Source organism: Sulfitobacter sp. PR48 (assembly GCF_028807335.1).
Taxonomy (GTDB): domain Bacteria; phylum Pseudomonadota; class Alphaproteobacteria; order Rhodobacterales; family Rhodobacteraceae; genus Sulfitobacter.
The window spans coordinates 124961-151053 of the sequence record NZ_JARAMM010000006.1 but is presented as its reverse complement, the minus strand read 5'-3'; the positions used below and the strand labels follow the sequence as shown (position 1 = coordinate 151053).

Sequence of the window (26093 nt, the reverse complement as noted above, 5' to 3'; positions counted from 1 at the left end):
GTAAACCGGGGCGGCAGTTTGCCTGCTGCCCCGATACCTTCCGGTCACAAATCGTCCCTGACGCCCCGCCTTAAACTTGAATTGCCGATACCCTGCCGCGCTTCGCGCTTCGCGCTCTCGGGACATCGGCGATACGGCGTGTATCAGGTTAAAGGCGGGACGCCGAAGTCAGACACGAAAGGTGTTTCCTCGTGCGACTGCAGGAAGGCGATGGTGCCATCCTCGAAATAGGCCTGGGCCACGCCCGGCCCTTTCGCCACCAGCCGGAACACATGGCGCTTGCCGTCTCTGAACGTCTCGTAGCGCGTCCAATAGGTGTCGCCTTCGAAGCCATAGACACCCTTGTCCGTCTCCCCGTTCACAAAGCGGGCGATGCAGGTGCCGCCAACCTCATAGTCTATGCAGGCCGCGACCTGCCGCGTTTCGGGGTCCAGCGCAAATACGCTGTGGCCTTCCAGGAATTGCTTTACTTCATCGGCCTTCATCTGGCGTATCTCCTTTGGTTCCGCTGACCCTAAGAGCGCGCGCAAGGTCTGAACAGCCCGAAGTGCGCGCGCATCCGACCCTGGTTGCAACGCTGTTCTTTATTGCGACCGCAACAGGCGATAGAGTGTCCCTGATCTGGTTCACGTCGGTCCGCAGCTCTATGCTGCAGCCGTTTCATACCGATCCCGATGATCGTGGAGGCCAAGAGACATGCAAACCCCCAGGATGACACTTGTTGTCGCAACCACTGCTGCACTGACCTCCACCCCCGTCACGGCCCAGACCCTGGCAGAAATACTTGCACCGCGCCCGGATACCTACGCCTGCTGGCAGCGCAGCTATTCGGCGGATCATCTTGCCGAACACCCCCTGCAAAAGGTCACCGAGGTCTTCTTTCACCTCAGCTATTACGAAATGGAGCATCACGAGGCGGGCAAGGGCAATTATTCCTTCTCGGTCGATTTCACCACCCCTGAGCGCAAGGGCGGGGCCGGCGGGCTGTGTCATCAGGATGATCAGGGCCAGGTGATCTGCGGCGGCGATTGCGACAGTGGCGCCGTGACGATCCGCAACGCCCGGACCGAAGGATCGCTGTTGCTGGAGCTGACATCGGGCGGCATGACCTTGACAGATTGCGGCGACGATACACCTTTTTACCTCCCGGCCGAGCCGGATGATACGCTTTTTCTGGTCCATCCTGCGCATTGCCCCGCAGATTAACAGGCACCGGCAAGTGACAGCAAAACCCCCAAGCCGCCTGTGGCAGGTGTTTTCCGGCCCCGAAGCATTGGAAGCCTTGCCGGACGACGGTCACCGCTCTCCCTGGAGCTTTCCGGCGCAGGTGCGCATTCCGATGGAGCATTGGGAGGCGATCTTGGGTTTTGCGCGCCGTCTTGATCCGGCGGGCGCGGAGTTGCTGGCGCATGCCTCCTTCCTTGACGGAACCAGGCTCGCGCCCTGCGCAGAAGCGGATTTTCTGGCGTTTCTTGAAACCTTGGCAAAAGCCGTTCTTGAGGCCGCCCCGCTGACACCGGATGAGAGCGACCCGGCCCTGATACCTGAACCGATGCCAAACACGTCACACGCGCAGATGCTGAGCGATATTGTCCGCCTTGCCAATCGCACGCGGAAACATGGGATGACTTTTGACAGCTGGGTCGATTGACCTGCCGGGCGCGCCTTACGGTGCGTCGATGGTGAGTGAAATATCGCGCGCAACCCCATCCGGCGCGGCAAGCAGCAGATAGAAATCACCACCAATCGCGATCAGCTGCGCTGTAAACTTCTGTTCCGCGCCCGGCGCGACATCTGTGCGCAGATACCCTTTGAGGATCAGCCCCTCTTCGGGTGGTTCCTGATTGCGCACCGGCTTGTCAACAAAGACGGCGGCCAGCTGCCACAGATCGACATCAACATGGCTGTAGACCTGCAATGCACCCTCGCCTGAACGGGCGGTGCCGCTGATCTGTATCTTTCTGCCATAGTACAGAGTGTTGTCGGTCCGGGCCAGTTTCAGGCGAAACCGACCCGTGAGTTCCTCGATCGAGACTGAGCCGCTGACACTGGATGACCCGCCGCTGGAAAAGCGGGTGGCAAGGTGTGATCTGACGCCTTGCGCACGGCCATTGTCGCCGGGGACAGCCTCAACAAAACCGCTTTCCAGATATTTCTCTTTAAAGGCAAGGGCCTGGCACCATTGCCGATCATGAGGGCTCAGCCGGTCATTGTTGTTGAAATCCGTGCAATCCGGACGCGGCGCGGCAGCGCCGGCGGAACAGGCCAGCAGGCCGGTCAAAAGTGCAGAGGCAAAGAATGACGTCATCTCACGTATCATAGGCGCTTCGTCACCTTGCTCCAAGCTCCTGTCTGGCGTGTCAGATCGGGCAGCATCGCTTTCCGGAACTTCCAGATCGAACAGCCCATATCGCGTGCTGATTGTTAACGCGTTATCTGTTGACAGGAACTTATTTATTTAACATGTTATATTTAATTCGGGAGGAATCATGCCGCATCTCACCATCGACTATTCTCCATCTCTTGAAGCGCGCGCGGACATTCCTGCCCTTTGCGCTGCGCTGCATAAGGTCATGGTGCGTTCGAACGTCTTCCCGACTGCCGGAATCCGTATCCGTGCCCACAAGGCGGATCATTTCATCGTCGCAGATGGACATGGGGAAAATGACTTTCTGGCCATGACGCTCAGCGTCGGGGCCGGGCGTGGCACGGACCAGCTGAAGGCTGCAGGCGATGCATTGTTCTCTGTCGCGCAAGAGGTCCTGAAAAATCCGCTGGCTTCCCCCCATTTTGCGCTTTCGCTCGAAATCAGGATCATCGACCCGGATCTCAGCTGGAAAGACACGCCAATTCACGCCCGCCTTACCGGCCATTCCTGAGGATGTCTTTGACGTCCGGCCGCCCAGATACACGAGGACTTCCATGACCGTTCTAGACAACAATCTGAAAATGCTCGACGGCTTCCTGGCCCGCTTTCGCGACACCGGCATCCTGAACCGCATTGCCGGGCAGGATGTTGCGGGCAGCGGCGGTGTTTTTCAAACAACCTCTCCGGTCGACAAAAGCGTGATTTGCGACGTGGCACATGGCACCGCGGAAGACATCGACGCGGCGGCAAGTGCCGCACATGACGCTTTCCCGGGTTGGCGCGACCTGCCAGCGCTTGAGCGCAGGAAAATCCTGATCCGGGTGGCCGAAGGCATCGAGGCACGGGCCGAGGAAATCGCACTCTGCGAATGCTGGGACACCGGTCAGGCCTATCGCTTCATGTCCAAGGCGGCGCTGCGCGGTGCCGAGAATTTCCGCTATTTTGCCGATCAGGTGGTGCAGGCCCGTGATGGCCAGCACCTGAAATCACCGACGTTGATGAACATTACCACCCGCCTGCCCATCGGCCCTGTGGGCGTGATCACGCCCTGGAACACGCCCTTCATGCTGTCCACATGGAAGATCGCCCCCGCGCTGGCCGCCGGCTGCACCGTGGTGCACAAACCTGCCGAAGCCTCGCCATTGACCGCGCGACTGCTGGTCGAGATTGCAGAGGAAGCAGGCCTGCCGCCGGGCGTGTTGAACACCGTCAACGGCTTTGGCGAGGGCGCGGGCAAGGCGCTGTGCGAACATCAGAAAATCAAGGCCATCGCCTTTGTCGGGGAAAGCCGCACCGGCAGCCTGATCACCAAACAGGGCGCCGACACGCTGAAACGCAACCATCTGGAACTCGGCGGCAAGAACCCCGTCATCGTCTTTGACGACGCCGATCTGGAACGTGCGCTGGATGCGGTGATTTTCATGATCTACTCGATCAACGGCGAACGCTGCACCTCTTCCTCGCGCCTGTTGATCCAGGACAGCATCCGCGAAGAATTCGAAGCCAGGCTGGTCGCGCGCGTGAACAACATCAAGGTCGGCCATCCGCTGGATCCGGCAACCGAGATCGGTCCGCTGGTCACCGAGGAACATTACAACAAGGTCACCCGCTATTTCGACATCGCCGTTGAGGACGGTGCAACCGTCGCTGCCGGTGGCGTCAAACTGGGTGACGAAGGCTATTTCGTGCGCCCGACCCTGTTCATCGGTGCGAACAACCAGATGCGCATCGCACAGGAGGAAATCTTTGGCCCGGTGCTCACCTCGATCCCCTTTTCGACCGAAGAGGAAGCCTTGCAGATTGCGAATGACATCCCCTACGGGCTCACCGGCTATGTCTGGACCAACGACCTGACCCGCGCGCTGCGCTTTACCGACAAGCTGGAAGCAGGCATGATCTGGGTCAATTCCGAAAACGTCCGTCACCTGCCGACCCCTTTCGGCGGGGTCAAGGCCAGCGGCATCGGTCGTGACGGCGGCGACTGGTCATTCGAGTTCTATATGGAACAGAAACACATCGGTTTTGCCACCGGCCAGCACAAGATCGCCCGCCTGGGTATCTGACGCCGCTTTGGACAATTGCGCGACAGTCTCGTGCAGCAGGAGAAATTCATGCCCATTCCCACCCCCAACCTTTACCCCGAGTTCAACATCATCCGGTTGAGCCATGTGTGCCTGAACGTGTCTGATCTGGCTGCTTCAAAAAAGTTCTACGCCGAGATCCTGGGCCTTCAGGTCACCGACGAAAGCGACAGCCACGTCTATCTGCGTGCGATGGAAGAGCGCGGGCATCACTGCGTGATCCTGCAGAAATCGGACCTGCCCGGCACGGTCGAAGTGATGGGTTTCAAGACTTTCGACGAGGCTGATCTGGACAAGGCCGAAGCCTATTTCAAAGGCAAGGGCCGCCCGACATCCTGGGTCGAGCGCCCTTATCAGGGCCGCACCCTGCTGACCTCCGACAACATGGGCATCCCGCTTGAGTTTTATCACAAGATGGACCGGCTGGCGCCGATCCACCAGAAATACGCGCTCTATCGGGGGGTGAAACCCCTGCGCATCGACCATTTCAACTGTTTCAGTCATGACGTCGATGCCTCCGTCGCCTTCTATTCCGACTTCGGCTTCCGGGTGACGGAATACACCGAGGACGAAGACAGCAAGAAGCTCTGGGCAGCCTGGATGCACCGCAAGGGCGGCGTGCATGACATGGCGTTCACCAATGGCACCGGTCCGCGCATGCACCATCTCGCCTTCTGGGTGCCAACCCCGCTGAACATCATTGATCTGCTCGATCTGATGGCAACTTCGGGCTATGTCGGCAATATCGAACGCGGACCGGGCCGTCATGGTATTTCCAATGCCTTCTTCCTCTATATTCTTGACCCCGATGGCCACCGGATCGAAATCTATTGCTCGGATTACCAGACGGTTGACCCGGATCTTGAGCCGATCAAGTGGGACCTCAAGGATCCGCAACGCCAGACGCTTTGGGGCGCACCCGCGCCGGAAAGCTGGTTCAGGCACGGAACCAGCTTTGTCGGGGTCGAGACCGCAGAGTCGGCGATCAAAGCCAGCCCGATCATCGCGCCATGAGTGACCCCATGAAATTTGCAACTTTCACATCCGGCGGCGAGACCTTTTACGGTGCGGTCACCGAAACGGGCATGATTGCCCTGAACGACGCATTCCCCGAATGGCCAACGCTGTTTGACGCGGTGCAGGCCGATGGTCTGGCCACGCTGGCACAGGCCGCCGAGGGCAAACCCGTCACGCACACAGGTGTGCAATATGAGATGGTCCTGCCCAACGCCCGCCGCATCCTTTGCGTCGGCGTGAACTTTCCCGACCGCAACGCCGAATACAAGGACGGCAGCGAACAGCCGAAGTACATGTCGCTGTTTCCACGTTTTGCCAGTGGCTTTACCGGCCACGACCGCCCGCTGATCCGCCCGCCCGAAAGCCACCAGCTCGACTACGAGGGCGAGGTTGCCATTGTCATCGGCAAGGGCGGGCGGCGCATCCCTCAGGCCAACGCTTACGACCACATTGCCGCGCTGACGCTGTGCAACGAAGGCACCATCCGCGATTGGGTGCGCCACGCCAAGTTCAACGTGACGCAGGGCAAGAACTGGGACAAGTCGGGCGCGATCGGCCCGTGGCTGGTGCCCTTCACCGAGGCCGCCCAGCTGGACGAGGCGCGCATCATTACGCGCGTGAACGGCGAGGTCCGGCAGGACGACGTGCTGTCGCGCATGATGCATCCGGTCCGCCGCGAGATCGAATATATCTCGACCTTCATGACGCTGGAACCGGGCGACATCATTGTCACCGGCACGCCCACCGGGTCCGGCGCACGGCTGGACCCGCCGCAATACCTGAAACCCGGCGACGTGGTCGAGGTTGAAGTGAACGGCATCGGCACCCTGCGCAACACTGTCGAGGATGAAGCGCTATGACCCCCCAGGATCACGCCCGCGCCGCCGCCGAGCTGCTGGCGGCAGAGGAAAGCGGCGACCAGATCGGCCTGCTCAGTCTGCGCCATCCGGAGATCGGGATGGATGACGCCTATGCCGTGCAGAATGCGATTTGTACGGCCAAGCTGGCCCGGGGCCGCAGGGTGATCGGCTGGAAGATCGGCCTGACCTCCAAGGCGATGCAATATGCGCTGGGGATCGACATCCCCGACAGCGGAATCCTGTTCGACGATATGGCCTTCGATCACGGCGCCACCGTGCCGACGGGCCGGTTCATCCAGCCGCGTATCGAGGCCGAGATTGCCTTTGTCCTGAAATCCGCCATTGGCGGCGCAGATGTGACCCGCGCCGATGTGATCGCGGCCACTGACTATGTCGCCCCGTCTATCGAAATTCTGGACACCCGGATTGTGCGTGTCGATGCCGAGACGGGCAAATCCCGCAGCGTCTTTGACACCATCAGCGACAATGCGGCCAACGCGGGTATCGTGCTGGGTCCGCAACGCCACGCGGTTGATGCCTTTGACCTGCGCTGGGTCGGTGCGATCACCACGCGCGACGGCGCGGTCGAAGAAACCGGCCTGGGGGCCGGCGTGCTGAACGATCCGGTGGAAAGCGTGGTCTGGCTGGCCCGCCGCATGGCGCAATACGGGCAGAGTATCGAACCCGGTCAGGTGGTCCTGTCAGGCAGTTTCATCCGCCCCGTCGAATGCCCGCCGGGCAGCGTGATCACCGCCGATTTCGGTGATTTCGGGGATGTAGCAATCTCTTTCGGCTGAAGAAACTCCGGGCCTGCGCTGCGCAACTGTTGAGACGCGGCAGCGGCAGGCGGAGTCGGCTGTTATTCGATCAGGTAGTCCTCTTTGAACCAGTGTTCTTCCAGGTTCGCGCCCTCACCGATACGGTCAACGACGGCAAAAAGACCAGGCTCCGAAAGCGGGGTCAGGACGCCATGCCATGTCCCCCGGTGAAAATTGATGGCCTGGCCGGGTGCCGTCAGAAACGCCCTTGGGTCCACCGGAGTGCCATTGTCGTCCCGGCAGACCACGACGAGAAAGGGATCGGCTGTCATCGGCACGAAGGCCTGGCTGCCTTCCGGGTGCCGTTCGACCATCTTCAATTTAAGCGGCAGGGTTTCCATTTCGCCCTTGAAAATGCTGATCCCCGCGCGCCCGTCAGAAAAGTCGAGTCGCGCCCGGTCGTGGTATCGGCCACATTTGCCCTGATTGATAAGTTTGTCGGCTGTGCCGGAAGCGTCCAGAAGGTCACCATAGGGTTCAAAGGACTTGGCCGTCAGTTTTTCCAGCTTGAGGTGAATGGTCATGATCCGAATTTCTCCAAAAGCCGCAGTTCCGCGATGCGTTCAACCTGTCGGCAGGCTTCGGCAAATTCCGTATCCCGGTCGTTGCCGATGCGTCGTTTGAAAGCCGCCCCGATGCTGGCCTTGGTATTGTCCTTGACCGCGATGATGAAGGGAAAGCCGAATTTGGCGGTGTAGGTTTCGTTCAGTTCGGTGAAGTCGGCGCGCTCCTGATCCGTGAGCTTGTCCAGACCCGCGCCCGCCTGTTCGGCGGTGCTTTCACGGGTCAGCCGCCCTGCTGCTGCAAGTTTCCCGGCCAGATCAGGGTGCGCGGTAAGCACGCTCAGACGCTGCTGCTCTGACGCGCCCCGAAACACGCCGGAAAGGGCCTGATGCACACCCTGCGCCGTGTCATGGGTCAGTCCCAGTTCACCGTCAAAGGCAGCTTCGGCGATCCATGAAGAATGCTCGAATATCCCCCCGAATTCCAAGACAAAGGTGGCGCGGTCCATCTCTGACGGTCTGTTGAAAGTCACAGGCGGGTTCTGCCTGATCCAATGCTGCGCGATTTGATGGCGTGTCGCGAACCAGACGTCCTCATGTGACTTCATGTATTCAATCACTCGGCGCAGGGCTGCGGCGCGGCCGGGCCGTCCGATCAACCGGCAGTGCAGGCCGATGGACAGCATCTTTGGCGCACCGCCCTCGCCTTCCTCGTAGAGGAAGTCAAAGCTGTCCTTCAGATAGGATTCAAACTGATCCCCGTTGGTGAAACCGGCCTGAATGGCAAACCGCATGTCGTTGCAGTCCATCGTATAGGGGACAATCAGCTGGTGCCGGCCCGCGAAGGTCATCCAGTAGGGCAGATCGTCGGCATAGCTGTCGGCAACATAGTCGAACTGCCCCGTTTCAGCGGCCAGACGCACCGTGTTGTTTGAACACCGCCCGGTGTACCAACCCCGCGGCGCTTCGCCCACGGCAAGTGTATGCACCCGGATCGCTTCGGCAATCTGCGCGCGCTCTTCTTCTTCCGGCATGTCCTTGTACTCGACCCATTTTAGACCGTGGCTGGCAATCTCCCAATCCGCGGCCTTCATGGCGGCAACCTGTTCCGGGGCGCGCGCAAGGGCGGTTGCCACGCCGTAGACCGTGACCGGTACATCCCTGAGCATCCGGTGAAGACGCCAGAAACCGGCGCGCGATCCATATTCATAGATCGATTCCATGTTCCAATGCCGCTGCCCCGGCCACGGTTGTGCGCCTGTAATCTCAGAAAGAAAGGCCTCCGACGCGGGATCCCCATGCAGGATGTTGTTCTCGCCGCCTTCTTCATAGTTCAGGACAATCTGAACAGCGATTTTTGCGCCATTTGGCCAATTTGCAGCTGGCGGTGTGGCACCATATCCGGTCATGTCGCGCGGGTATCGGGTCATTCTCTTCCTCCTGGTTGGACCGCTTGTAATTCAAAACAATAACAAGGATTTTCAAAAAAATCAGGAAGGAGCCTCAACCAGCTCCGGGTTTGTGAATCATGACGCCAGTTGACAGACTGTGCGAAACCAAAGGAGCATGCCATGTCCGGCTATTTGACCACCCACGTCCTCGACACAGCCAGGGGCTGCCCGGCCGAAGGGCTGAAGATCGAATTGTTCCGCATTGATGGAGAGCGCCGCACGAAGCTGAAGTCGGTGGTGACAAACGATGACGGGCGCACGGATTCGCAGATCCTGCCAGCCGAGGCGTTTGAAGTGGGCGTTTATGAACTGGTTTTTCATGCCGGTGCATATCTTGACCGTACAGGAGCGCCCCCGGAACAACCCAGATTTCTTGATGTCATTCCCCTTCGGTTCGGGATGTCGCAGGCACAGCATTACCATGTGCCGCTGCTGCTTTCCCCCTTCGGCTATTCAACCTATCGCGGAAGCTGATCCGGCAGCCTGGTGTCCTTGATGACGTCGGCGATCCGATCCGAGACGAAATCCATGAACAGCCGGGATTTCGGGTCCTGATGCCTGCGGTGCGTGAAAAGGCAGGCCATCTGGATGGGTTCCGGTGGGGTCTCCTCTCCGACGACGACAAGCGCACCGGATTCGAGATGCCGGGCCACTTCGAAAACGGGTTTCAGGGCGATGCCGTGACCCGCCAGCGCCCAATCCACCAGAACGTCACCGTCGTCGCATTCATAGCGTCCGGCGACGCGGAAACGCTTTGGCCCTGACGCGGTGATCAGCGGCCATTGGAATTCCGTCGCACCGGGAAAGCGCAGGTTGAGGCACTCGTGCTTGTCCCTGACAATCTCATGGCCGGAACGCGGATGCCCACGCTGCGCGATATAGGCCGGGGATGCACAAAGCACTCTTTGTACATCTGCAATTTTCTTGATCTTGAGATTGCTGTCCTCGGGCTGGCCGAGGAAATAGGCAAGATCCAACCCTTCGGTGGTGAGGTCGACCTTTCGGTCCGACAACCGCAGCCGCACGCTGACATCGGGATATTCCGCCAGAAATGCCGGCATCTGCGGCGCAATCAGCCGTCTGCCGACACCCAGGGGTGCAGCCACATAGAGCGACCCGCGCGGGCTGTCCGTGATCGCGGTGACTTCCGCCTCTGCCGCTTCGATGGATTCCAAGATCTCGCAGGCACCGCGATAAAAGGCCTGGCCCTGCTCGGTCACGCTCAGGTTCCTTGTGGTCCGTTGAAACAGCCTGACGCCAAGGTGGTCTTCCAACTGAGATATCCGTGACGAGGTGACCGCAGGCGAAACCCGCAGATCGCGACCGGCAGCCGACATGCTGCCAAGCTCGTAGACCCGGACAAAAGTGCGGATGTTCTCAAAATAGGACATTGTTCTGCTTTTTTTGATACAGCTTGGGCATTCACAGCAATACCAGAACAATTCTTTCTCGCCTAGTCTGTTGTCAGTTTCGATTCCAGGGAGGTGGAAATGTACGACTTCGCAATCATGTGGGACTGGTTCGCTTTTTCGATGCGATGGCTGCACGTCATCACGGCGATGGCCTGGATCGGCGCGTCGTTCTATTTCATCGCCCTCGACCTGATGCTCAAACCCGCAGAGGACATGCCCGAGGGTGCCTATGGCGAAGAGTGGGAAGTCCATGGCGGCGGTTTTTACCATACCACGAAATACCTGGTCGCGCCTGCGCGGATGCCGGAGCACCTGACCTGGCATAAATGGCAAAGCTATACGACCTGGCTCTCCGGTGCGGGGCTTTTGATGATCATCTACTGGGTGGGCGGAGAGCTGTTCCTGCTCGACCCGACCAAGGCCGACCTCGCCCTCTGGCAAGGTATCCTGATCTCGGGTGGTTCCCTGACCCTCGGCTGGCTGGCCTATGATTTCATGTGCAAATCGAAGCTGAGTGAAAAGCCGACAATCCTCATGCTGCTTTTGTTTGTGATCCTCGTGGTGATGTCCTGGGGCTATAACCAGATTTTCACGGGCCGCGCCGCCCTGCTGCATCTGGGCGCTTTCACCGCGACCATCATGACCGCCAATGTTTTCTTCCAGATCATGCCAAATCAGCGCATCGTGGTCGAAGACCTCAAGGCAGGGCGCACCCCTGATGCCAAATACGGCAAGATTGCCAAGGTGCGGTCGACGCACAACAATTACCTCACGCTGCCGGTCGTGTTCCTGATGCTCAGCAACCATTATCCGCTGGCCTTCGGGACCCAGTATGCATGGATCATCGCCAGCCTGATCTTTCTCACAGGCGTGACAATCCGGCATTACTTCAACACGATGCACAAGACCGGAACGGGCCCCCATTGGACCTGGGCTGTCACGGTCATTCTGATGATCGTCATCGCCTGGCTGTCGTCCGTCCGGCCCACCATAACGGTGGAGGACGCAGAAGCGCGTGATCTGACATCCTACGAGCAGAGGTTCGTGGCGGCCGAAGGGTTCGATGACGCTTACGACATCGTTCTGGGCAATTGTTCGATGTGCCACGCACGCGAGCCGTTCTGGGACGGGATCAGATGGGCGCCGAAAGGCGTGTTCCTTGAAACCCAGGGCGACGTGGCGCGGCATGCAGATCAGATCTACCTTCACGCCGGTGTCAGCCACGCCATGCCACCGCCAAATGCCATCGCGACAATGACCCCGGAAAACCGGGAAAAGATCATCGCATGGGTGCGCAACGCGCGCGCTGAGAAATAATCAGATACTGCAATGCTGCCAAGTCAGCCCGGGTGTCGGGACATGGCAGATTGCCCTTCGTCTCAATGACTGCAGGTCCGGCGCGGATGGCCAGCGCAATGGGCTGACCGTTCGACACCGTTGAAACCACCTGTCCTTAAAAATCAACCTCGATGGCGACACCCTTTTTCACGGCAAGCTCCACAACGCTTGCCGCCACGGCAAGATCCTGCAAGCCCACGCCGGTGCCATCAAACAGGGTGATCTCGCTCTCCGAGGTCCGCCCCTTGTGGGTGCCGTTTATGACAGCACCGATCTGGTGAACGTCGCTTTCCCGGATCAGGCCCTGGGCAACCGCATGTTGCGCCTCGCCGATGCTGATGGATTGCGCGATCTCATCGGTGAACACGGTGGATCTGGCAAGCAGCGCCGCCTCGACCTCCTGTTTTCCTTTGGTGTCCGTCCCCATGCAGGCGATATGCGTGCCTTCGGATATGTGATCGGCCATGATGCTGGGCGCAAATGTCGATGTGATCGAGATCACCACATCCGCCTCTGCCATGCCTTCAAGCGGGACCGCCTCGAAAGGCAGGCCAGCCTCTTGTGCGATCTTTTCGATGTTGGGCAGCATTTCAGGGTGATAGTTCCAGCCGATCACCTTCTCGAACTGTCGTTGTTCAAGGGCGGCGCGCAGCTGGAACGTGGCCTGATGGCCGGCACCCACCATGCCCATGACCTTCGCGTCCTTGCGTGCCAGATGTTTGATCGACACGGAGGAAGCCGCCGCCGTGCGCAGGGCCGTCAACAGGTTGCCGCCGACCATCGCCCTGACCTTGCCGGTGTCCGGGTCGAACAGGAAAACCGTCGATTGGTGGTTGATCAGGCCGTGCTTTTCAAGGTTGTTGGGCCAGTAACCGCCCGCCTTCAGACCCAGGGCCATGCCCGCTTTGTCAAAGCCGCCCTTGAAGCCGTAAAGCGCATCCTCATGGCCGATGGCCTCGCGGATCACCGGGAAATTATAGGCGTCTTTCGCGGCCATGGCGGCAAATACACCCTCGACCGCATCAAATGCAGCATCACGGGTCATCAGGTCGGCAATTTCGCGTTCAGGAACGATCAACATCGGTTTCTCCATTGGAATTCATGTACATGCGCGCGCCGCGACAAAGATCGGGCGCGCGCTAATTTTGGTCTCCGGCAGCGCGTTGCCGCCGGAAGAGAGGGATCAATAGGCTTTGCCGCGCGCCGATACCGGCCAGACGGTTTCAACCTTGCCGCCGCGCACGCCGACATACCAGTCGTGCACATTGCAGGTCGGGTCGCAGTGCCCCGGCACCAGTTTCAGCTTGTCATTGACCTTGAGCGCGCCGTTGGGATCACCAACAACGCCATGTTCGTCGGAACATTTCAGGTATTCCACATCGTCGCGGCCATAGACGAACGGCAGGCCGCTGTCGACGGATTGCGCCTTCAGCCCGGCATCCACAATCGCCTTGTCCGCCTTTGCATGGCTCATCACGGTGGTCAGGATGAACAATGCGTTTTCCCATTCGCCCTTGTCGATGCGGTTGCCGTCCTTGTCGAGGATCCGCCCGTAATCGGCATCCATGAAGGCGTAGGAGCCGCATTGCAGCTCGTTGTAAACATTCGATGCGCTTTCAAAGTAGTAGGACCCGGTGCCGCCGCCGCCAACGATATCACATTCCAGACCGTTGCTCTTGAGGCCATTCACCGCATCTGCCACCTGTACGATTGCCGCGTCCAGTTTTTCTTTGCGGTCAGTGTAAAGATCGAGGTGCTGCATCGCGCCCTGGTAGGCCTGGATGCCGGCAAATTTCAATCCCTCCGCCGCGTCGATCAATTTGGCGATGTGTACCACGTCCTGCGTGGTGCTGACACCACAGCGGCCCGCGCCGCAATCGATTTCAACCAGGGCCTCGATCTGGGTGCCATGTCTGACGGCCGCATCCGACAATGCCTTCACATTATCCGGATCGTCCACGCAGACCAGAATGCGCGCGCCCGATTTCGGCAATTGCGCCAGGCGGTCGATCTTGGCCGGATCGGTGACCTGGTTCGACACCATCACATCCTTGATGCCGCCACGTACGAAGACTTCGGCCTCCGACACTTTCTGGCAGCACACACCGACCGCATGGCCGAGGTCCTGCTGCAGTTTCAGCACGTCGACGGATTTGTGCATCTTGCCATGGGCGCGGTGGCGCATGCCGTGATCGCGCGCGTAATCGCCCATTTTCCTGATGTTACGCTCAAGCGCGTCAAGATCCAGGATCAGACAGGGTGTCTGAATCTCCGCCTCGTCCATGCCGGGCAAGGCCGGAATGTCATAGCCGACTTCGTATTCGTCCAGTTTAACATGCGTGTTCATAACTTGGGGTCCTTCACTTGAGCCAGGGCAGCAGGTCGAGGTCAACATTGCCGCCGGTGATGATGATGCCGACACGTTTGCCGGCAAATCTTTCCTTGTTCTTCAAAATCGTCGCCAGCGGCACGGAAGAGCTGGCCTCCATCACAACGCGCAGATGTTTCCAGCTCAGCTTCATCGCAGCGATGATTTCCTCTTCGGAGGCAGTCAGAATATCGGTGACGTGGTTGGAAACGAAATGCCAGGTCAGGTCCTTCAGCGGCACCAGCAACCCGTCCGCGATGGTCTGGGGGGCATCGTCCGCGATGATGTGACCCGCCTTGAAGCTGCGGTAGGCGTCGTCAGCCTGTTCCGGCTCTGCCGCGATGATCTGCGTTTCGGGAGCGAGGTTGGACAGGGTCAGGCAGGTGCCCGAGATCATGCCGCCGCCACCAATCGGCGCCACCATCATGTCAAGCCCGTCGGTCTGTTCAAGGAACTCCTTCGCACAGGTCCCCTGCCCCGCAATCACACGCGGATCATTGTAGGGATGCACGAAATCACCGCCGGTTTCTGCCTGCACCCTGGCGAATGTTTCCTCGCGCGAGGAGGTGGATGGCGCGCATTCGGTGATCCTGCCGCCATAGCGCGCGACCGTGTCCTTTTTGGCCTGCGGTGCCGTGCGCGGCATGACGACGTTGCAGGGGATTCCCCGCCGCATCGCCGCATAGCTCAGGCAGGAGGCATGGTTCCCCGAGGAATGGGTGGCCACGCCCAGGCGGGCCTGCTCATCGCTCAGCCCGAAGACGGCGTTGGACGCGCCACGCACCTTGAACGCGCCGGGTTCCTGAAAGTTCTCGCATTTGAAGAACAGTTCCGCACCCGTCAGCTCGTTCAGATAGGCCGAAGTGCGCACCGGAGTGCGCCGGATGTGCGGTTTGATCCGCTCATGCGCGTCCTCCATGTCCTTGAGCGTCGGGATATACATCGTGTTGTCCTTCATGCTGCCGCTTTCCTGGCCGATGCCTGACCGTGGCGATAGAACGCCTGCGCCGCGGCGACGCCGGAGCCCAGTTTGATGTCCAGACCCAGGTCCACCATCACCATCTCGGCGGTGGCCAGACCCGACAGCATCATCGCATCTGTCAGACTGCCCAGATGGCCAATGCGGAACACCTTGCCTGCAACCTCACCCAACCCGACGCCGAAAGCCATGCCATAGGTCTTGGCGGCGACAGTCACGATATCGGTGGCGTTGAACCCTTCCGGGGTGCGGATGGCGGAAACCGTGTCGGAATAGAATTCCGGCGATGTGGCACACAGCTCCAGCCCCCAGGCATCAACCGCCTTGCGCACGCCTTCGGCAATCCGGTGGTGGCGGGCAAAGACGTTCTCCAGCCCTTCATCCAGCAGCATGTCCAGCGACAGTTTCAGACCGTTCATCAGGCCAACCGGCGGCGTATAAGGGAAGGCGTTGTTGTCGTATCCCTTTTGCATGTCCTTGATGTCAAAGAAGGTGCGCGGCAGCGTGGCCTTGTCGCTTGCCCTGATCGCCTTGTCCGAAAAACCCAGGATCGCAAGACCCGCAGGCAGCATGAAGCCTTTCTGGCTGCCGGTCACGGCAACATCGACGCCCCATTCGTCAAAGCGGAAATCCATCGACGCGATGGAACTGACCCCGTCCACGAACAACAATGCCGGGTGCCCCGCCGCATCCATCGCCTTGCGGATTGCACCGATGTCGGATTTCACACCGGTTGCGGTTTCGTTATGCGTCGCCAGCACAACCTTGATGTCGTGGTTCTTGTCCGCTTTCAGGATCGCCTCATATGTCCCGGCAGGAATGCCCTGCCCCCAAGGTGTTTCAACCACCTGAACATCCAGCCCGTGTCGCTGGCACATGTCGATCCAGCGATGGCTGAACATCCCGTTGCGTGCGGCAAGCACCTTGTCACCCGCGTTCAGGCAATTGCTGAGCGCGGTTTCCCAGCCGCCGGTTCCGGTCGAGGGGAAGATGAAGATCTTCGCGCTGTCCGACTTCAGAACCTTGCGGACGCCTTCGAGGCAGGGATGCAGGATCTTGCCGAAGACCGGCGAACGGTGGTCGATCGTCGGCATGTAGCAGGCCTGACGGAGGGCTTCGGGCATGTTTGTCGGGCCCGGAATGAAAACAGGGTTCTGGAAGCTCATGATGGTCTCCTTTTCTGAGATTAACGCCAAATTAGCAAAGGCCGGGCATCTATGATATTTTTTTGAAATCGTTTTTCATTTTCTTGCGATGTCGAATAATTATTCATTGTCAGTGACTTGCATTTTTCATAATGTGAAGGTGTTTTTCAGATATTTGGGAATGCAGTTTATGGTTTTGCAAAAGAACGACAGCCAGGGCGCGCGGAAAACCCGTGGCCGCCCGCGCGACTGGGATGACAAGACGGAACAGAACACCATCAAATCGCTGGATCGCGCGATGGAGGTCTTTGAATTCCTGAGCGAGGCCCAGGGCAAGACGCTGTCCGGGCTGGCCACCGAACTTGGGCAGTCGCCCGCCACTGTTTACCGCATTCTTGTCACTCTGGAAGGTCGCGGCCTGGTCGAATTCGATCAGGCCGACCAGGTCTGGCACATCGGCCCCCGCGCCTTCGTGATCGGCGCCCGGTTTCTCAAACGCACCAGCCTGGTCGAACGCGCCCGCCCCTTCCTGCGGCAGCTGATGAACGAAACCGGAGAGACCGCGAACCTCGGGATCGAACAGAACCGCCATGTCCTGTTTGTCAGCCAGGTCGAGACCAATGCCAGCATCCGTGCATTCTTTCCGCCCGGCACCCTGTCGCGGCTGCACGCTTCTGGCATCGGCAAGGCGCTGATGGCACAGATGGACGCGACACGTATCGACAACATATTATCGAGCGGACCGCTGGAACGGTTCACGGAAAACACATTGACGGACCGCGACAGCCTGTTGGCGGATCTGGCCGAAACCCGGGCGCGGGGTTTTGCGATTGATGGTGAAGAACGCAATCTTGGCATGCGCTGCATCGCCGCGCCGGTGTTCGACATGAACAGCGAAGCAGTTGCCGGCATTTCGGTTTCCGGCCCGACCTCGCGGATCGGGCTGGAAACCATCGAAAATTTGGGCGTTGCGGTTGCCGCTGCGGCCCGTGATCTGACGGCGGCCATTGGCGGAGAGCCGAACCAGCGCCCAGGCTCTGGACCCATTGATCTTACACGCTCAGTTTGACAGATTTTTTCGCAGACTAGGAAAATCTGCGCAAGAATAGTGGTTCTATTTCAAGCAGATGTGACGCAGGCTGCGGGAAAATCCGTCAAACCCGAAGGGCGGCGATTTCACTTCATTTCAATGTCTCGGGTCGCTTGCAAATAGAACCTACCACTGCCCGGCAGTGCATTTGCAAGGCAAATGTCACGAGAGGGGATTGGGTGCACGCCCCAAACCATTGAAATTTCGTGAAATCGCCGCTGAGCATGTAAGATCAATGGGTCCAGAGCCTAGGTTGATCAGCCGCGTGCCTGTGGCACCCCTGTCGCCGGGCGCAGCGCCATCTGGCGGTTCACATCCTTGTACAGCAGGTAGCGGAACCGCCCCGGCCCCCCCGCGTAACAGGCCTGCGGGCAAAACGCGCGCAGCCACATGTAATCGCCCGCCTCCACTTCGACCCAGTCACTGTTCAGCCGATAGGCGGCCTTGCCTTCCAGCACGTAAAGCCCGTGTTCCATGACATGGGTCTCCAGAAAGGGGATCACCCCACCGGGTTCAAAGGTCACGATGGTGACATGCATGTCATGGCGCATGTCGGCAGGATCGACAAACCGTGTCGTTGCCCATCGGCCATCGGTATCGGGCATGACGGTTGGTGTGATGTCCTGTTCATTGGCAATGACGACATCGGGCATATCCAGCCCTTCAACCGCTTCATAGGCCTTCCTGATCCAGTGGAACCGCAGCATGTCGTCACCCCGGTTGTGCAGGGTCCAGCCACATTCAGGCGGCAGATAGGCATAGCCGCCGGGTGCAAGGCTGTGTGTCTTTCCATCAACGGTAAGTGTTGCGACGCCCTCGACCACGAACAACACGCCCTCGGCGCAGGGGTCGCTTTCTGCCTTGTCCGATCCGCCGCCGGGTGAAACCTCCATGATATATTGCGAAAAGGTCTCGGCGAAGCCGCTGAGCGGGCGCGACAGCACCCAGAGCCGGGTCTTGTCCCAGAACGGCAGGAAACTGGTCACGATATCGCGCATCGTTCCCCGGGGAATGACCGCATAGGCATCGGTAAAAATCGCGCGATCCGTGAGGAGCTGATCCTGACCGGGATGACCGCCCTTTGGGGCATAATAGCTGGCCGTCATGACGACTCCTTGGCTGATCTACATTCAGATCGAGTCTAGATGACGCGCCGCAGAAAACCATTGCACCGGTGCCGACAGATGTATTCGGTTTTTTTTGATAATGCGCGAGAATGCCTTGGAAAACCGAAACCCCCTGCTTCGTCTTTTCAAACCGCCGAGAGATGTTCCCGGCACCGCTTGATCAAGTAATCTATGAAAAGGCGCACTTTGCTGTCCTGCAACCGTCGGTGCGGATAGAGGCATCCGAACATGGCAGGCTCCGGCGGCGTGTCGGGCAGGATTTCAACAAGATCGCCGCGCTTCAGATGTTCGCGGACTTCGAACAAGGGCTTGTTGACGATCCCGCGCCCGGCAAGCGCCCAATCGGTCAGGACGTCGCCGTCATCTGAATCGTAACTGCCGGACACATCCATTCTCATGGGTCCTTCCGCTGTCGCCAGGGTCCAGAACCATTCAGGCGATCTGGGGTAGCGCAGCAGCAGGCAATTGTGGTTGCGAAGGTCCTGGGGAGTTTGCGGCACACCACGCCGCTCAAGGTAGGCAGGCGCGGCACACAAAAGGCGCGGCGTGTCCAGGATCTTGCGCAGCTTCAAGTTCGAATCCGGCGGGCGGCCGATAAAGAAGGCCACGTCCAAACCATCTTCCAACAGGTCCACCTTCCGGTCCGACAACCGCAGGCGGACCGACACTTCCGGATATTCATCCACGAAATCGGGGATCAGGGGGGCGATCAGGCGTTTACCGACACCCAGCGGTGCCGTCACCTGAATGGTGCCATGCGGATTCTGCGAAAAGTCAGAGACAGCAGCCTCGGCGTCTTCCAGCGATTGCACGACCTGTCGGGCGTGATCGTAAAAGGCATGGCCCACTTCGGTGGGCGACAGCTTGCGCGTCGTGCGGTTGAACAGCCGCACATCCAGACGGCGTTCCAGCTCCTTGATCCGGTTGCTGGCCACGGCAGGCGTGAGGCGCAGGTCACGCCCGCCTGCGGTGATACTGCCCAGTTCCACAACCCTGACAAAGACCTTCAGACTTTCGAGATAGGGCATGACCTTCTCCGATTATATACGATTCGTTGAAAGAGCATACGCGACTCCGCCGTATTTCAGATGCCAAAAATGAAGGATACTGACGGCGCCCGCAGAGTCACAGCTGCGCCATGGGAGGATTCATGACCACCAGATCAAACATACGCTTTGTCCTCAATGACCGCGACATCACGCTCGACAGCGTCGGTGCAAGCGATACCTTGCTGGATTTCCTGCGCATCGACCGCCGCCTGACCGGCACCAAGGAAGGCTGCGCCGAGGGGGATTGCGGGGCTTGCACCGTCCTGGTCGGTCGCCTTCAGGATGGCGTCTTGCGTTATGAGCCGGTCAACGCCTGTATCCGGTTGCTTGCCTCGCTGGATGCCTGTCACGTCGTATCCGTTGAACATCTCTCGGGCCCGGACGGTAGATTGCACCCGGTCCAGCTAGCGATGGTCGAACATCATGGCAGCCAGTGCGGTTTTTGCACGCCGGGCTTCGTCATGTCGCTCTATGCGCTCTGGATGGGGAACCCGGACCCGTCAGAAACCGAAATCGAAACAGCCCTGCAAGGCAATCTGTGCCGCTGCACCGGTTACGAGCCCATCATCAAGGCCGCCAGGGCCGTGACGGTGCACGGCAGCCCGGCCGACGATGCGCTGACCCTTGAACGCGACGCAATGACCGCAAGGCTGTCGCACTTGCGTGACGGTATGCGCGTCGACACTTCCAAGGACGGCAGCCGCTGTATCCTGCCTGCCTCCGTCGACGACCTGGCGGATGTCCTGCAGGAAATGCCGAATGCCACGATCATTGCCGGGGCCACGGATGTGGGCCTCTGGGTCACGAAGTTCCTGCGCGATATTTCTCCGGTGGTCTTTCTGGGCCATCTTGATGCGCTCAAAAAGGTCGAGCGGCGCGACGACACGATCCATATCGGCGCCGGCGTCAGCTATACGGACAGCCGGGCCGTGATGGTCGCGGATTATCCGCATCTTGGCTCGTTCTGGGATCGCATCGCCGGCTGGCAGATCCGCAGCATGGGCACCATCGGCGGCAATATCGCCAATGGGTCGCCCATCGGGGACACGCCGCCGGTCCTGATCGCCCTTGGCGCAACCATCACTTTGCGCAAAGGCGCGGCGCGCCGCAGCCTTCCGATCGAGGCGTTCTTTATCGACTATGGCAAGCAGGACAGGGGCGAGGGAGAGTTTCTGGAAAGCATTTCCGTGCCCCGCCCCAAGGCGGATGCGCGCCATGCGGCCTACAAGATTTCCAAACGCCGGGACGAGGATATTTCATCCGTCTGCGCGGCGTTCAACGTCACTGTCGAGGACGGCGTGATCACTTCCGCCCGCATCGCTTTCGGCGGCATGGCGGCAACGCCGAAACGGGCCACGCACGCCGAAACCGCGCTGGTCGGTGCCGAATGGAGCGAGGCCGCGCTGCTCAAGGCCGCCGCAGCGCTTGGGGATGACTTTGCACCCCTCACGGATTGGCGCGCCTCGGCGGAATACCGGCTGCTGGTGTCCAAAAACCTGTTCCGCAAATTCTGGCGCGATCAGCAGGACAGCGACGTAGCCGTTCAACTGACCGCGTGAGGGAGGATCCGAAGATGAGCACCAAGGACACAATTGAATCCGTCATTGACACGGACAAACGCAAGGACCCGCCTGTCGCGCAGCATCTGATGCGCGGCGATCAGGGTCGCGTCACCATCCGCGGCGGGGTCCATACCGACCTGCGCCATGAAAGCGCGATCAAACATGTCACCGGGCGCGCGGATTATTGCGATGACATTCCCGAACCGGTCGGCACGCTGCATGCCTATCTGGGCCTGTCCACCCGCGCCCATGCGGTGATCCGCGCGCTGGACCTGACAGCGGTCCGTGCGGCCCCCGGTGTCGTCGGTGTCCTGACGGCAAAGGATATTCCCGGCGTCAACGACGTCTCCCCCACGGGGCGTCATGACGAGCCGATCTTTGCCACCGAAAAGGTCGAATTCTGGGGTCAGCCGATGTTCGCCGTCATCGCAGACACGCGTGATGCCGCCCGGCGCGCGGCCCGGCTTGCCCAGGTCGATTACGAGGATCTGCCCCATGTGCTTGATCCCGAAGCGGCACGGCAAGCGGGCATGGAGTATGTCACACCGCCACTCACGCTCAAGCGGGGCGCGGCCCGCGATGCCATGGCCAGGGCGGCGCATCGCATCAAGGGCAAGTTCCGCATCGGCGGTCAGGATCACATGTATCTGGAAGGGCATATCGCCTTTGCCATCCCGGGCGAGGACGAGGATGTGACAGTCCATTCATCCACCCAGCATCCGACAGAGGCGCAACATATGGTCGCCCATGTCCTTGGCGTGCCCTCCAACGCCGTGACGATCAATGTGCGCCGGATGGGCGGCGGGTTTGGCGGCAAGGAAACCCAGATGAACCTGTTCTGCGCCGTCGCGGCGGTGGCAGCAAAGAAGTGGAACCGTGCGGTCAAGATCCGGCCCGACCGGGACGACGACATGTCAGCGACCGGCAAGCGGCACGATTTTGTCGTCGACTACGAGGTCGGCTTTGACGATGCGGGCAGGATCGAGGCGGTCGCGGGCGATTTCGCGGCACGCTGCGGGTTTTCTTCGGACCTCTCGGGGCCGGTGACGGACCGGGCGCTGTTTCATGCGGACAACGCCTATTATTACCCCAACGTTTTGCTGAGTTCGCACCCGTTGAAGACCAACACAGTCTCCAACACCGCGTTTCGTGGCTTTGGCGGCCCGCAGGGTGTCATCGTCGCAGAGCGGATCATGGAAGAGATCGCCTATCATCGTGGCGTCGACAGCCTGGAAATCCGCAAGCGCAATTTTTACGGCGAGAAGGGGCGAGATGTGACGCCCTATCATCAGACGGTCGAAGACAATATCGCACCGCAGATCGTGCGGGAGCTTGAGGAAAGCGCCGATTATCAGGCGCGCCGCAAGGCCGTGCTTGACTGGAACGCCAGAGGAGACACGATCCGGAAAGGCATCGCGCTCACCCCGGTGAAGTTCGGCATTTCATTCACGGCGACCTGGTACAATCAGGCCGGGGCGCTGTTGCATGTGTATTCGGACGGATCAATCCACCTGAACCATGGTGGCACCGAGATGGGTCAGGGGCTGAACACCAAGATTGCGCAGGTCGTCGCAGATGCGTTTCAGGTGGACTTCGACCGGATCAAGATCACCAGAACCACGACGGAAAAGGTGCCGAACACCTCTGCAACCGCGGCCTCCTCGGGATCAGACCTCAATGGTATGGCCGCGCAGGATGCCGCAGACCAGATCAAGGCGCGGCTGGTCGCATTTGCCGCCGAACGCTGGCAAACAGAGGCCGGCAACGTGCGTTTCATTGCCAACGCGGTGCAGATCGGCGAGGAGACGATCCCCTTCGCCGATTTCATCCGCATGGCCTATATGGCGCGGGTGCATCTGTCGGCTGCGGGCTTCTACAAGACGCCTAAAATCCATTGGGACCGCGACACAGGCACCGGGCGCCCGTTCTATTATTATGCCTATGGCGCTGCCTGTTCGGAAGTGACGGTTGACACGCTGACGGGGGAATACCGCGTCGAGCGGACGGATATCCTGCATGATGTCGGCAGATCCCTGAACCCGGTCATCGACAAAGGCCAGGTCGAAGGCGCATTTATCCAGGGCATGGGTTGGCTGACCACCGAGGAATTATGGTGGGATGACAAGGGGCAGCTACGCACCCATGCGCCCTCGACCTACAAGATCCCCTTGGCTTCCGACCGTCCGCGCGTTTTCAACGTCGAACTGGCAGCTTGGTCCGAGAACCGCGAGAACACGATCAAACGGTCCAAGGCCGTGGGCGAGCCGCCCTTCATGCTGGGCATATCGGTGTTCGAGGCCCTGTCACATGCGGTCGCAAGCGTGGCAGATTACAAGACCTGTCCGCGCCTTGACGCGCCCGCGACGCCCGAGCGTGTGCTGATGGCGATTGAGCGGTTGCGGGGCTGAACCAATGCGCCTGTCTCAGTTCCTTGACACCAATACGGACATTGTCCGGGTTTCCCTGTGCCGCGTGCGCGGGTCGTCCCCGCGCGAAGCCGGGGCAGAGATGTTCGTGACGCCCAACGGGCTGCACGGGACTATCGGTGGCGGACAGCTCGAATACATGGCCATTGATCAGGCCCGGAAAATGCTGGGCGGCGGACGCGATTTTGACCGGATGGACGTGCCGCTTGGGCCGGAGATCGGGCAATGCTGCGGCGGGCGCGTCGAACTTGCCCTGCGGCGGATGACCCAGGCCGATCGTGCGCAGGCCCTGGCCGCCGATGCGGAACGACAGGCGGCGCGGTCGGATGTCTATGTCCTGGGTGCAGGCCATATCGGGCGCGCGCTTGCCCGGTTTTTCCAGTTCCTGCCCGTGCGCTGCATCCTCATCGACAGCCGCCCGGAGGAGCTGGCGCTTGTGGATGCAAAGGTTGAAACGCGCCTCACGCCCATGGCGGAGGCCGAGATCCGGGCCGCCCCGCCCGGCAGCGCCTTCATCGTTCTCACCCATGACCACGCGCTCGACTTTCTCTTGACCTCCGAAGCACTGGACCGGCGCGATGCTGCTTACGTCGGCCTGATCGGCTCTGCGACCAAACGGATGAAATTCGCGCGCTTTCACCAAAGCCACGCCGCGCAGAGCGATTGCACCGGGCTGATTTGCCCGATCGGAGACGCCAGCTGCCCTGACAAGCGCCCCGAGGTGATTGCGGCCTCGGTCACGGCGCAGGTCATGAGCGTGCTGACCACCGCCCAGAGCGAAGACGTCAAACTGACAATCTGAAAGAAGCCCGCGCGGCACAGCCAATTGCGCCGACGGGGCCAGACACTTTACGGGAGGAGACCCAAAATGTCGGACACCACTTACACCTACAAGCTATTCAACAGGAGCGATTTCAACGCTTTCTGGGCGCTATTCACTGATAACCTCGTCAATCTGCTGATCCTGTCGGGTGTCTGTCAGTTTGTCTTTCAGATGCCAGCCGACATCGTATTCGGTCGGATTGTCCCCGGCGCGGCCGTCGCCATCCTTGCGGGCGTCGTGGTCTATGCGCTGCTGGCCAAACGGGTCGCCAATCGGCAGGGCAAGGACGTGACCGCGCTGCCCTACGGCATCTCGACCCCGGTGATGTTTGTCTATCTCTTCGGGGTGATCGGCCCGATATTCTGGGCAACAAACGATCCGCTTCTGGCCTGGCAGGTCGGCATCGGTGCCGGCTTCATGGGCGGTATTGTCGCGGCATTCGGGGCCATCATCGGCCCGTTTCTCAAGCGGATCACACCCCGGGCCGGCATGTTGGGCACCCTCTGCGGTATCGCGCTGGTCTTTATCGGCTCCGTCCCACTGGCAGAGATTTTCGAACATCCGCTGATCGGTTTCACGTCGCTGCTGTTCATCCTCTGGGGTCTGATTGGCCGCTTCCGGCTGCCCGGGAATGTGCCTGCCGGCCTGGTTGCCATTGCCGTTGGTACAATCATTGCAATCTTTCTGGGGCAATCGTCGTTCAGCACCGAGGGCGTTGGTTTCTACCCGCCGGTCCCCTATTTCAGCGATATGATTGCAGGCATTCAATATCTGTTTGCCAATCCTGAACTGTTCCTCGTCCTGATCCCCGTCCAGATCTACAACTTTATCGAAACCATGAATAACGTGGAATCGGCAGAGGCTGCGGGCGACACCTATCCCGTCGCCCTGTGCCAGGTGACCGATGGGGCTGGCACGATGATCGGCGCGCTCTTCGGTTCGCCCTTCCCGACCACGGTCTATATCGGCCACCCGGCCTACAAGCGCATGGATGCGCGGGCGGGCTACATCATCGGCGTGGCATTTGTCATTGCCGCGGCGGCATTCCTTGGCTTTCTGTCGTTCCTGGCAGGGCTGATCCCAATCGCGGCGGCTGCCCCGGTGCTGGTCTTTGTCTCCGTCAGCCTGATCACCAACACGGCATTTGCCGTCAGACCCGCCCATATGGCGGCGGTGGCCTTTGCGATCCTGCCGCATATCTCGGAGTTCCTGATGGTCAAATGGGGGTCGTTGATGAATGCCCTGCGCACATCAGGCGTCGAAGGTCTGCCCCCGCTTGGCGACAATGCGCTCACCGCAGCCCTGCTCAGGGAAGGCGCGCATTACGAGGGGCATCTGGCCCTGTCACAGGGGGCCATCATCACCGGCCTTGTCTGGGGGGCAATCGTTGCTGACGTCATCGACGGGCGGCACCGCCATGCGGGCGGGTTCGCCATCGTTGCTGCCATCATGTCATCGGTCGGGATCATCCACAGCTATACGCTCCAGTTTCCGCAATTCGATGGCATCACCACCGGCTACCTGATCATTGGTGCCTTCCTGATCTTTTATCCGATGGTGGCACCCCGTGAAGATCTGGAACGCCGGATCATCGTACCGGACGAGCCGGACTTTCTGGACGACAACACTCCGGCCTTCGAACGGGCCTGAACAAAACGGGCGCGGCGGCCATCTGG

Annotated in this window: 25 protein-coding genes; 14 read left to right on the top strand and 11 right to left on the bottom strand. The window is 60.1% G+C overall.

Annotated features, from left to right (window positions below):
• Positions 1–143 precede the first annotated feature (143 nt).
• The gene (locus PVW51_RS10020) at positions 144–485 is read right to left on the bottom strand and encodes a hypothetical protein (protein ID WP_274574876.1); all 342 of its coding nucleotides are present in this window, start codon (positions 483–485) and stop codon (positions 144–146) included.
• A gap of 211 nt (positions 486–696) precedes the next feature.
• On the opposite strand from PVW51_RS10020, the gene PVW51_RS10015 reads away from it, so the two are divergent.
• Both PVW51_RS10015 and PVW51_RS10010 read left to right on the top strand, forming a co-directional pair.
• A complete protein-coding gene (locus PVW51_RS10015; protein ID WP_274574875.1) occupies positions 697–1206 on the top strand; it encodes a hypothetical protein in 510 nt (169 codons plus the stop codon).
• 13 nt (positions 1207–1219) lie between these two features.
• Positions 1220–1651: a hypothetical protein gene (locus tag PVW51_RS10010; RefSeq protein WP_274574874.1), complete on the top strand. Its 432-nt coding sequence runs from the start codon at positions 1220–1222 to the stop codon at positions 1649–1651.
• A 15-nt stretch (positions 1652–1666) separates the two neighbouring features.
• Here PVW51_RS10010 and PVW51_RS10005 read toward each other — a convergent pair whose 3' ends face one another.
• Entirely contained in the window at positions 1667–2320 is a 654-nt protein-coding gene (locus PVW51_RS10005; RefSeq protein WP_274574873.1) for a hypothetical protein, read from the bottom strand.
• A 169-nt stretch (positions 2321–2489) separates the two neighbouring features.
• Between PVW51_RS10005 and PVW51_RS10000 the strand changes: the two genes are divergently transcribed.
• The 5 genes from PVW51_RS10000 to hpaH are packed head-to-tail and all read left to right on the top strand — an operon-like array spanning position 2490 to position 7123.
• Positions 2490–2879, top strand: a complete 390-nt coding sequence (locus PVW51_RS10000) for a 5-carboxymethyl-2-hydroxymuconate Delta-isomerase (protein ID WP_274574872.1) — start codon at positions 2490–2492, stop codon at positions 2877–2879.
• Between the two features lie 43 nt (positions 2880–2922).
• Positions 2923–4431, top strand: a complete 1509-nt coding sequence (hpaE, locus tag PVW51_RS09995) for a 5-carboxymethyl-2-hydroxymuconate semialdehyde dehydrogenase (protein WP_274574871.1) — start codon at positions 2923–2925, stop codon at positions 4429–4431.
• Between the two features lie 48 nt (positions 4432–4479).
• Positions 4480–5463 (top strand): 3,4-dihydroxyphenylacetate 2,3-dioxygenase, encoded by a 984-nt coding sequence (gene hpaD, locus PVW51_RS09990; RefSeq protein ID WP_274574870.1) that lies wholly within the window; start codon positions 4480–4482, stop codon positions 5461–5463.
• 8 nt (positions 5464–5471) lie between these two features.
• Positions 5472–6326: a fumarylacetoacetate hydrolase family protein gene (locus PVW51_RS09985; RefSeq protein WP_274574869.1), complete on the top strand. Its 855-nt coding sequence runs from the start codon at positions 5472–5474 to the stop codon at positions 6324–6326.
• Positions 6323–7123 carry a 2-oxo-hept-4-ene-1,7-dioate hydratase gene (gene hpaH, locus PVW51_RS09980; protein WP_274574868.1) on the top strand — a complete coding sequence of 267 codons (801 nt, stop codon included), beginning with the start codon at positions 6323–6325 and terminating at the stop codon, positions 7121–7123. Before PVW51_RS09985 ends, hpaH begins: the two co-directional genes overlap by 4 nt.
• 62 nt (positions 7124–7185) lie before the next feature.
• On the opposite strand, the gene PVW51_RS09975 is transcribed toward hpaH, so the two are convergent.
• Together PVW51_RS09975 and puuE are read right to left on the bottom strand one after the other, a co-directional pair.
• Complete coding sequence (locus PVW51_RS09975) at positions 7186–7668, bottom strand: ureidoglycolate lyase (protein WP_274574867.1); 483 nt, start codon at positions 7666–7668, stop codon at positions 7186–7188.
• A complete protein-coding gene (gene puuE / locus PVW51_RS09970; RefSeq protein WP_274574866.1) occupies positions 7665–9077 on the bottom strand; it encodes an allantoinase PuuE in 1413 nt (470 codons plus the stop codon). Before puuE ends, PVW51_RS09975 begins: the two co-directional genes overlap by 4 nt.
• A gap of 141 nt (positions 9078–9218) precedes the next feature.
• Here puuE and uraH point away from each other — a divergent pair, with 141 nt between their 5' ends.
• A complete protein-coding gene (gene uraH, locus PVW51_RS09965; protein ID WP_274574865.1) occupies positions 9219–9572 on the top strand; it encodes a hydroxyisourate hydrolase in 354 nt (117 codons plus the stop codon).
• Here uraH and PVW51_RS09960 read toward each other — a convergent pair.
• A complete protein-coding gene (locus PVW51_RS09960; RefSeq protein ID WP_274574864.1) occupies positions 9557–10489 on the bottom strand; it encodes a LysR family transcriptional regulator in 933 nt (310 codons plus the stop codon). The two genes, uraH and PVW51_RS09960, sit on opposite strands and share 16 nt — an antisense overlap.
• 99 nt (positions 10490–10588) lie before the next feature.
• Between PVW51_RS09960 and PVW51_RS09955 the strand changes: the two genes are divergently transcribed.
• On the top strand, positions 10589–11827 hold the full coding sequence (locus PVW51_RS09955; RefSeq protein ID WP_274574862.1) for a urate hydroxylase PuuD: 1239 nt from the start codon (positions 10589–10591) through the stop codon (positions 11825–11827).
• 136 nt (positions 11828–11963) lie between these two features.
• Here the strand turns inward: PVW51_RS09955 and bhcD are convergent, their stop codons facing one another.
• The 4 genes from bhcD to bhcA form a co-directional block, all read right to left on the bottom strand.
• On the bottom strand, positions 11964–12929 hold the full coding sequence (gene bhcD / locus PVW51_RS09950) for an iminosuccinate reductase BhcD (protein ID WP_274574861.1): 966 nt from the start codon (positions 12927–12929) through the stop codon (positions 11964–11966).
• Between the two features lie 102 nt (positions 12930–13031).
• Positions 13032–14195 (bottom strand): 3-hydroxy-D-aspartate aldolase BhcC, encoded by a 1164-nt coding sequence (gene bhcC / locus PVW51_RS09945; RefSeq protein WP_274574860.1) that lies wholly within the window; start codon positions 14193–14195, stop codon positions 13032–13034.
• Between the two features lie 13 nt (positions 14196–14208).
• A complete protein-coding gene (bhcB, locus tag PVW51_RS09940) occupies positions 14209–15174 on the bottom strand; it encodes a beta-hydroxyaspartate dehydratase BhcB (RefSeq protein WP_274574859.1) in 966 nt (321 codons plus the stop codon).
• Positions 15171–16361: an L-aspartate--glyoxylate aminotransferase BhcA gene (gene bhcA, locus PVW51_RS09935; RefSeq protein WP_274574858.1), complete on the bottom strand. Its 1191-nt coding sequence runs from the start codon at positions 16359–16361 to the stop codon at positions 15171–15173. Before bhcA ends, bhcB begins: the two co-directional genes overlap by 4 nt.
• A gap of 169 nt (positions 16362–16530) precedes the next feature.
• Between bhcA and bhcR the strand changes: the two genes are divergently transcribed.
• Positions 16531–17409, top strand: a complete 879-nt coding sequence (bhcR, locus tag PVW51_RS09930; protein WP_274575011.1) for an HTH-type transcriptional regulator BhcR — start codon at positions 16531–16533, stop codon at positions 17407–17409.
• 278 nt (positions 17410–17687) lie between these two features.
• Here the strand turns inward: bhcR and PVW51_RS09925 are convergent, their stop codons facing one another.
• Entirely contained in the window at positions 17688–18536 is an 849-nt protein-coding gene (locus tag PVW51_RS09925) for a bifunctional allantoicase/(S)-ureidoglycine aminohydrolase (protein WP_274574857.1), read from the bottom strand.
• A 146-nt stretch (positions 18537–18682) separates the two neighbouring features.
• Positions 18683–19585 (bottom strand): LysR family transcriptional regulator, encoded by a 903-nt coding sequence (locus PVW51_RS09920; protein WP_274574856.1) that lies wholly within the window; start codon positions 19583–19585, stop codon positions 18683–18685.
• A gap of 122 nt (positions 19586–19707) precedes the next feature.
• Here PVW51_RS09920 and xdhA point away from each other — a divergent pair, with 122 nt between their 5' ends.
• From xdhA to PVW51_RS09900, 4 genes are all read left to right on the top strand, one after another.
• Positions 19708–21165, top strand: coding sequence for a xanthine dehydrogenase small subunit (gene xdhA, locus PVW51_RS09915; RefSeq protein WP_274574855.1), 1458 nt, complete (start codon positions 19708–19710; stop codon positions 21163–21165).
• A gap of 89 nt (positions 21166–21254) precedes the next feature.
• Positions 21255–23576 carry a xanthine dehydrogenase molybdopterin binding subunit gene (gene xdhB, locus PVW51_RS09910; protein WP_274575010.1) on the top strand — a complete coding sequence of 774 codons (2322 nt, stop codon included), beginning with the start codon at positions 21255–21257 and terminating at the stop codon, positions 23574–23576.
• Positions 23577–23580: 4 nt separating this feature from the next.
• Positions 23581–24396: a xanthine dehydrogenase accessory protein XdhC gene (gene xdhC, locus PVW51_RS09905; RefSeq protein WP_274574854.1), complete on the top strand. Its 816-nt coding sequence runs from the start codon at positions 23581–23583 to the stop codon at positions 24394–24396.
• Between the two features lie 66 nt (positions 24397–24462).
• On the top strand, positions 24463–26067 hold the full coding sequence (locus PVW51_RS09900; protein ID WP_274574853.1) for a xanthine/uracil/vitamin C permease: 1605 nt from the start codon (positions 24463–24465) through the stop codon (positions 26065–26067).
• The last annotated feature ends 26 nt before the right edge of the window (positions 26068–26093 follow it).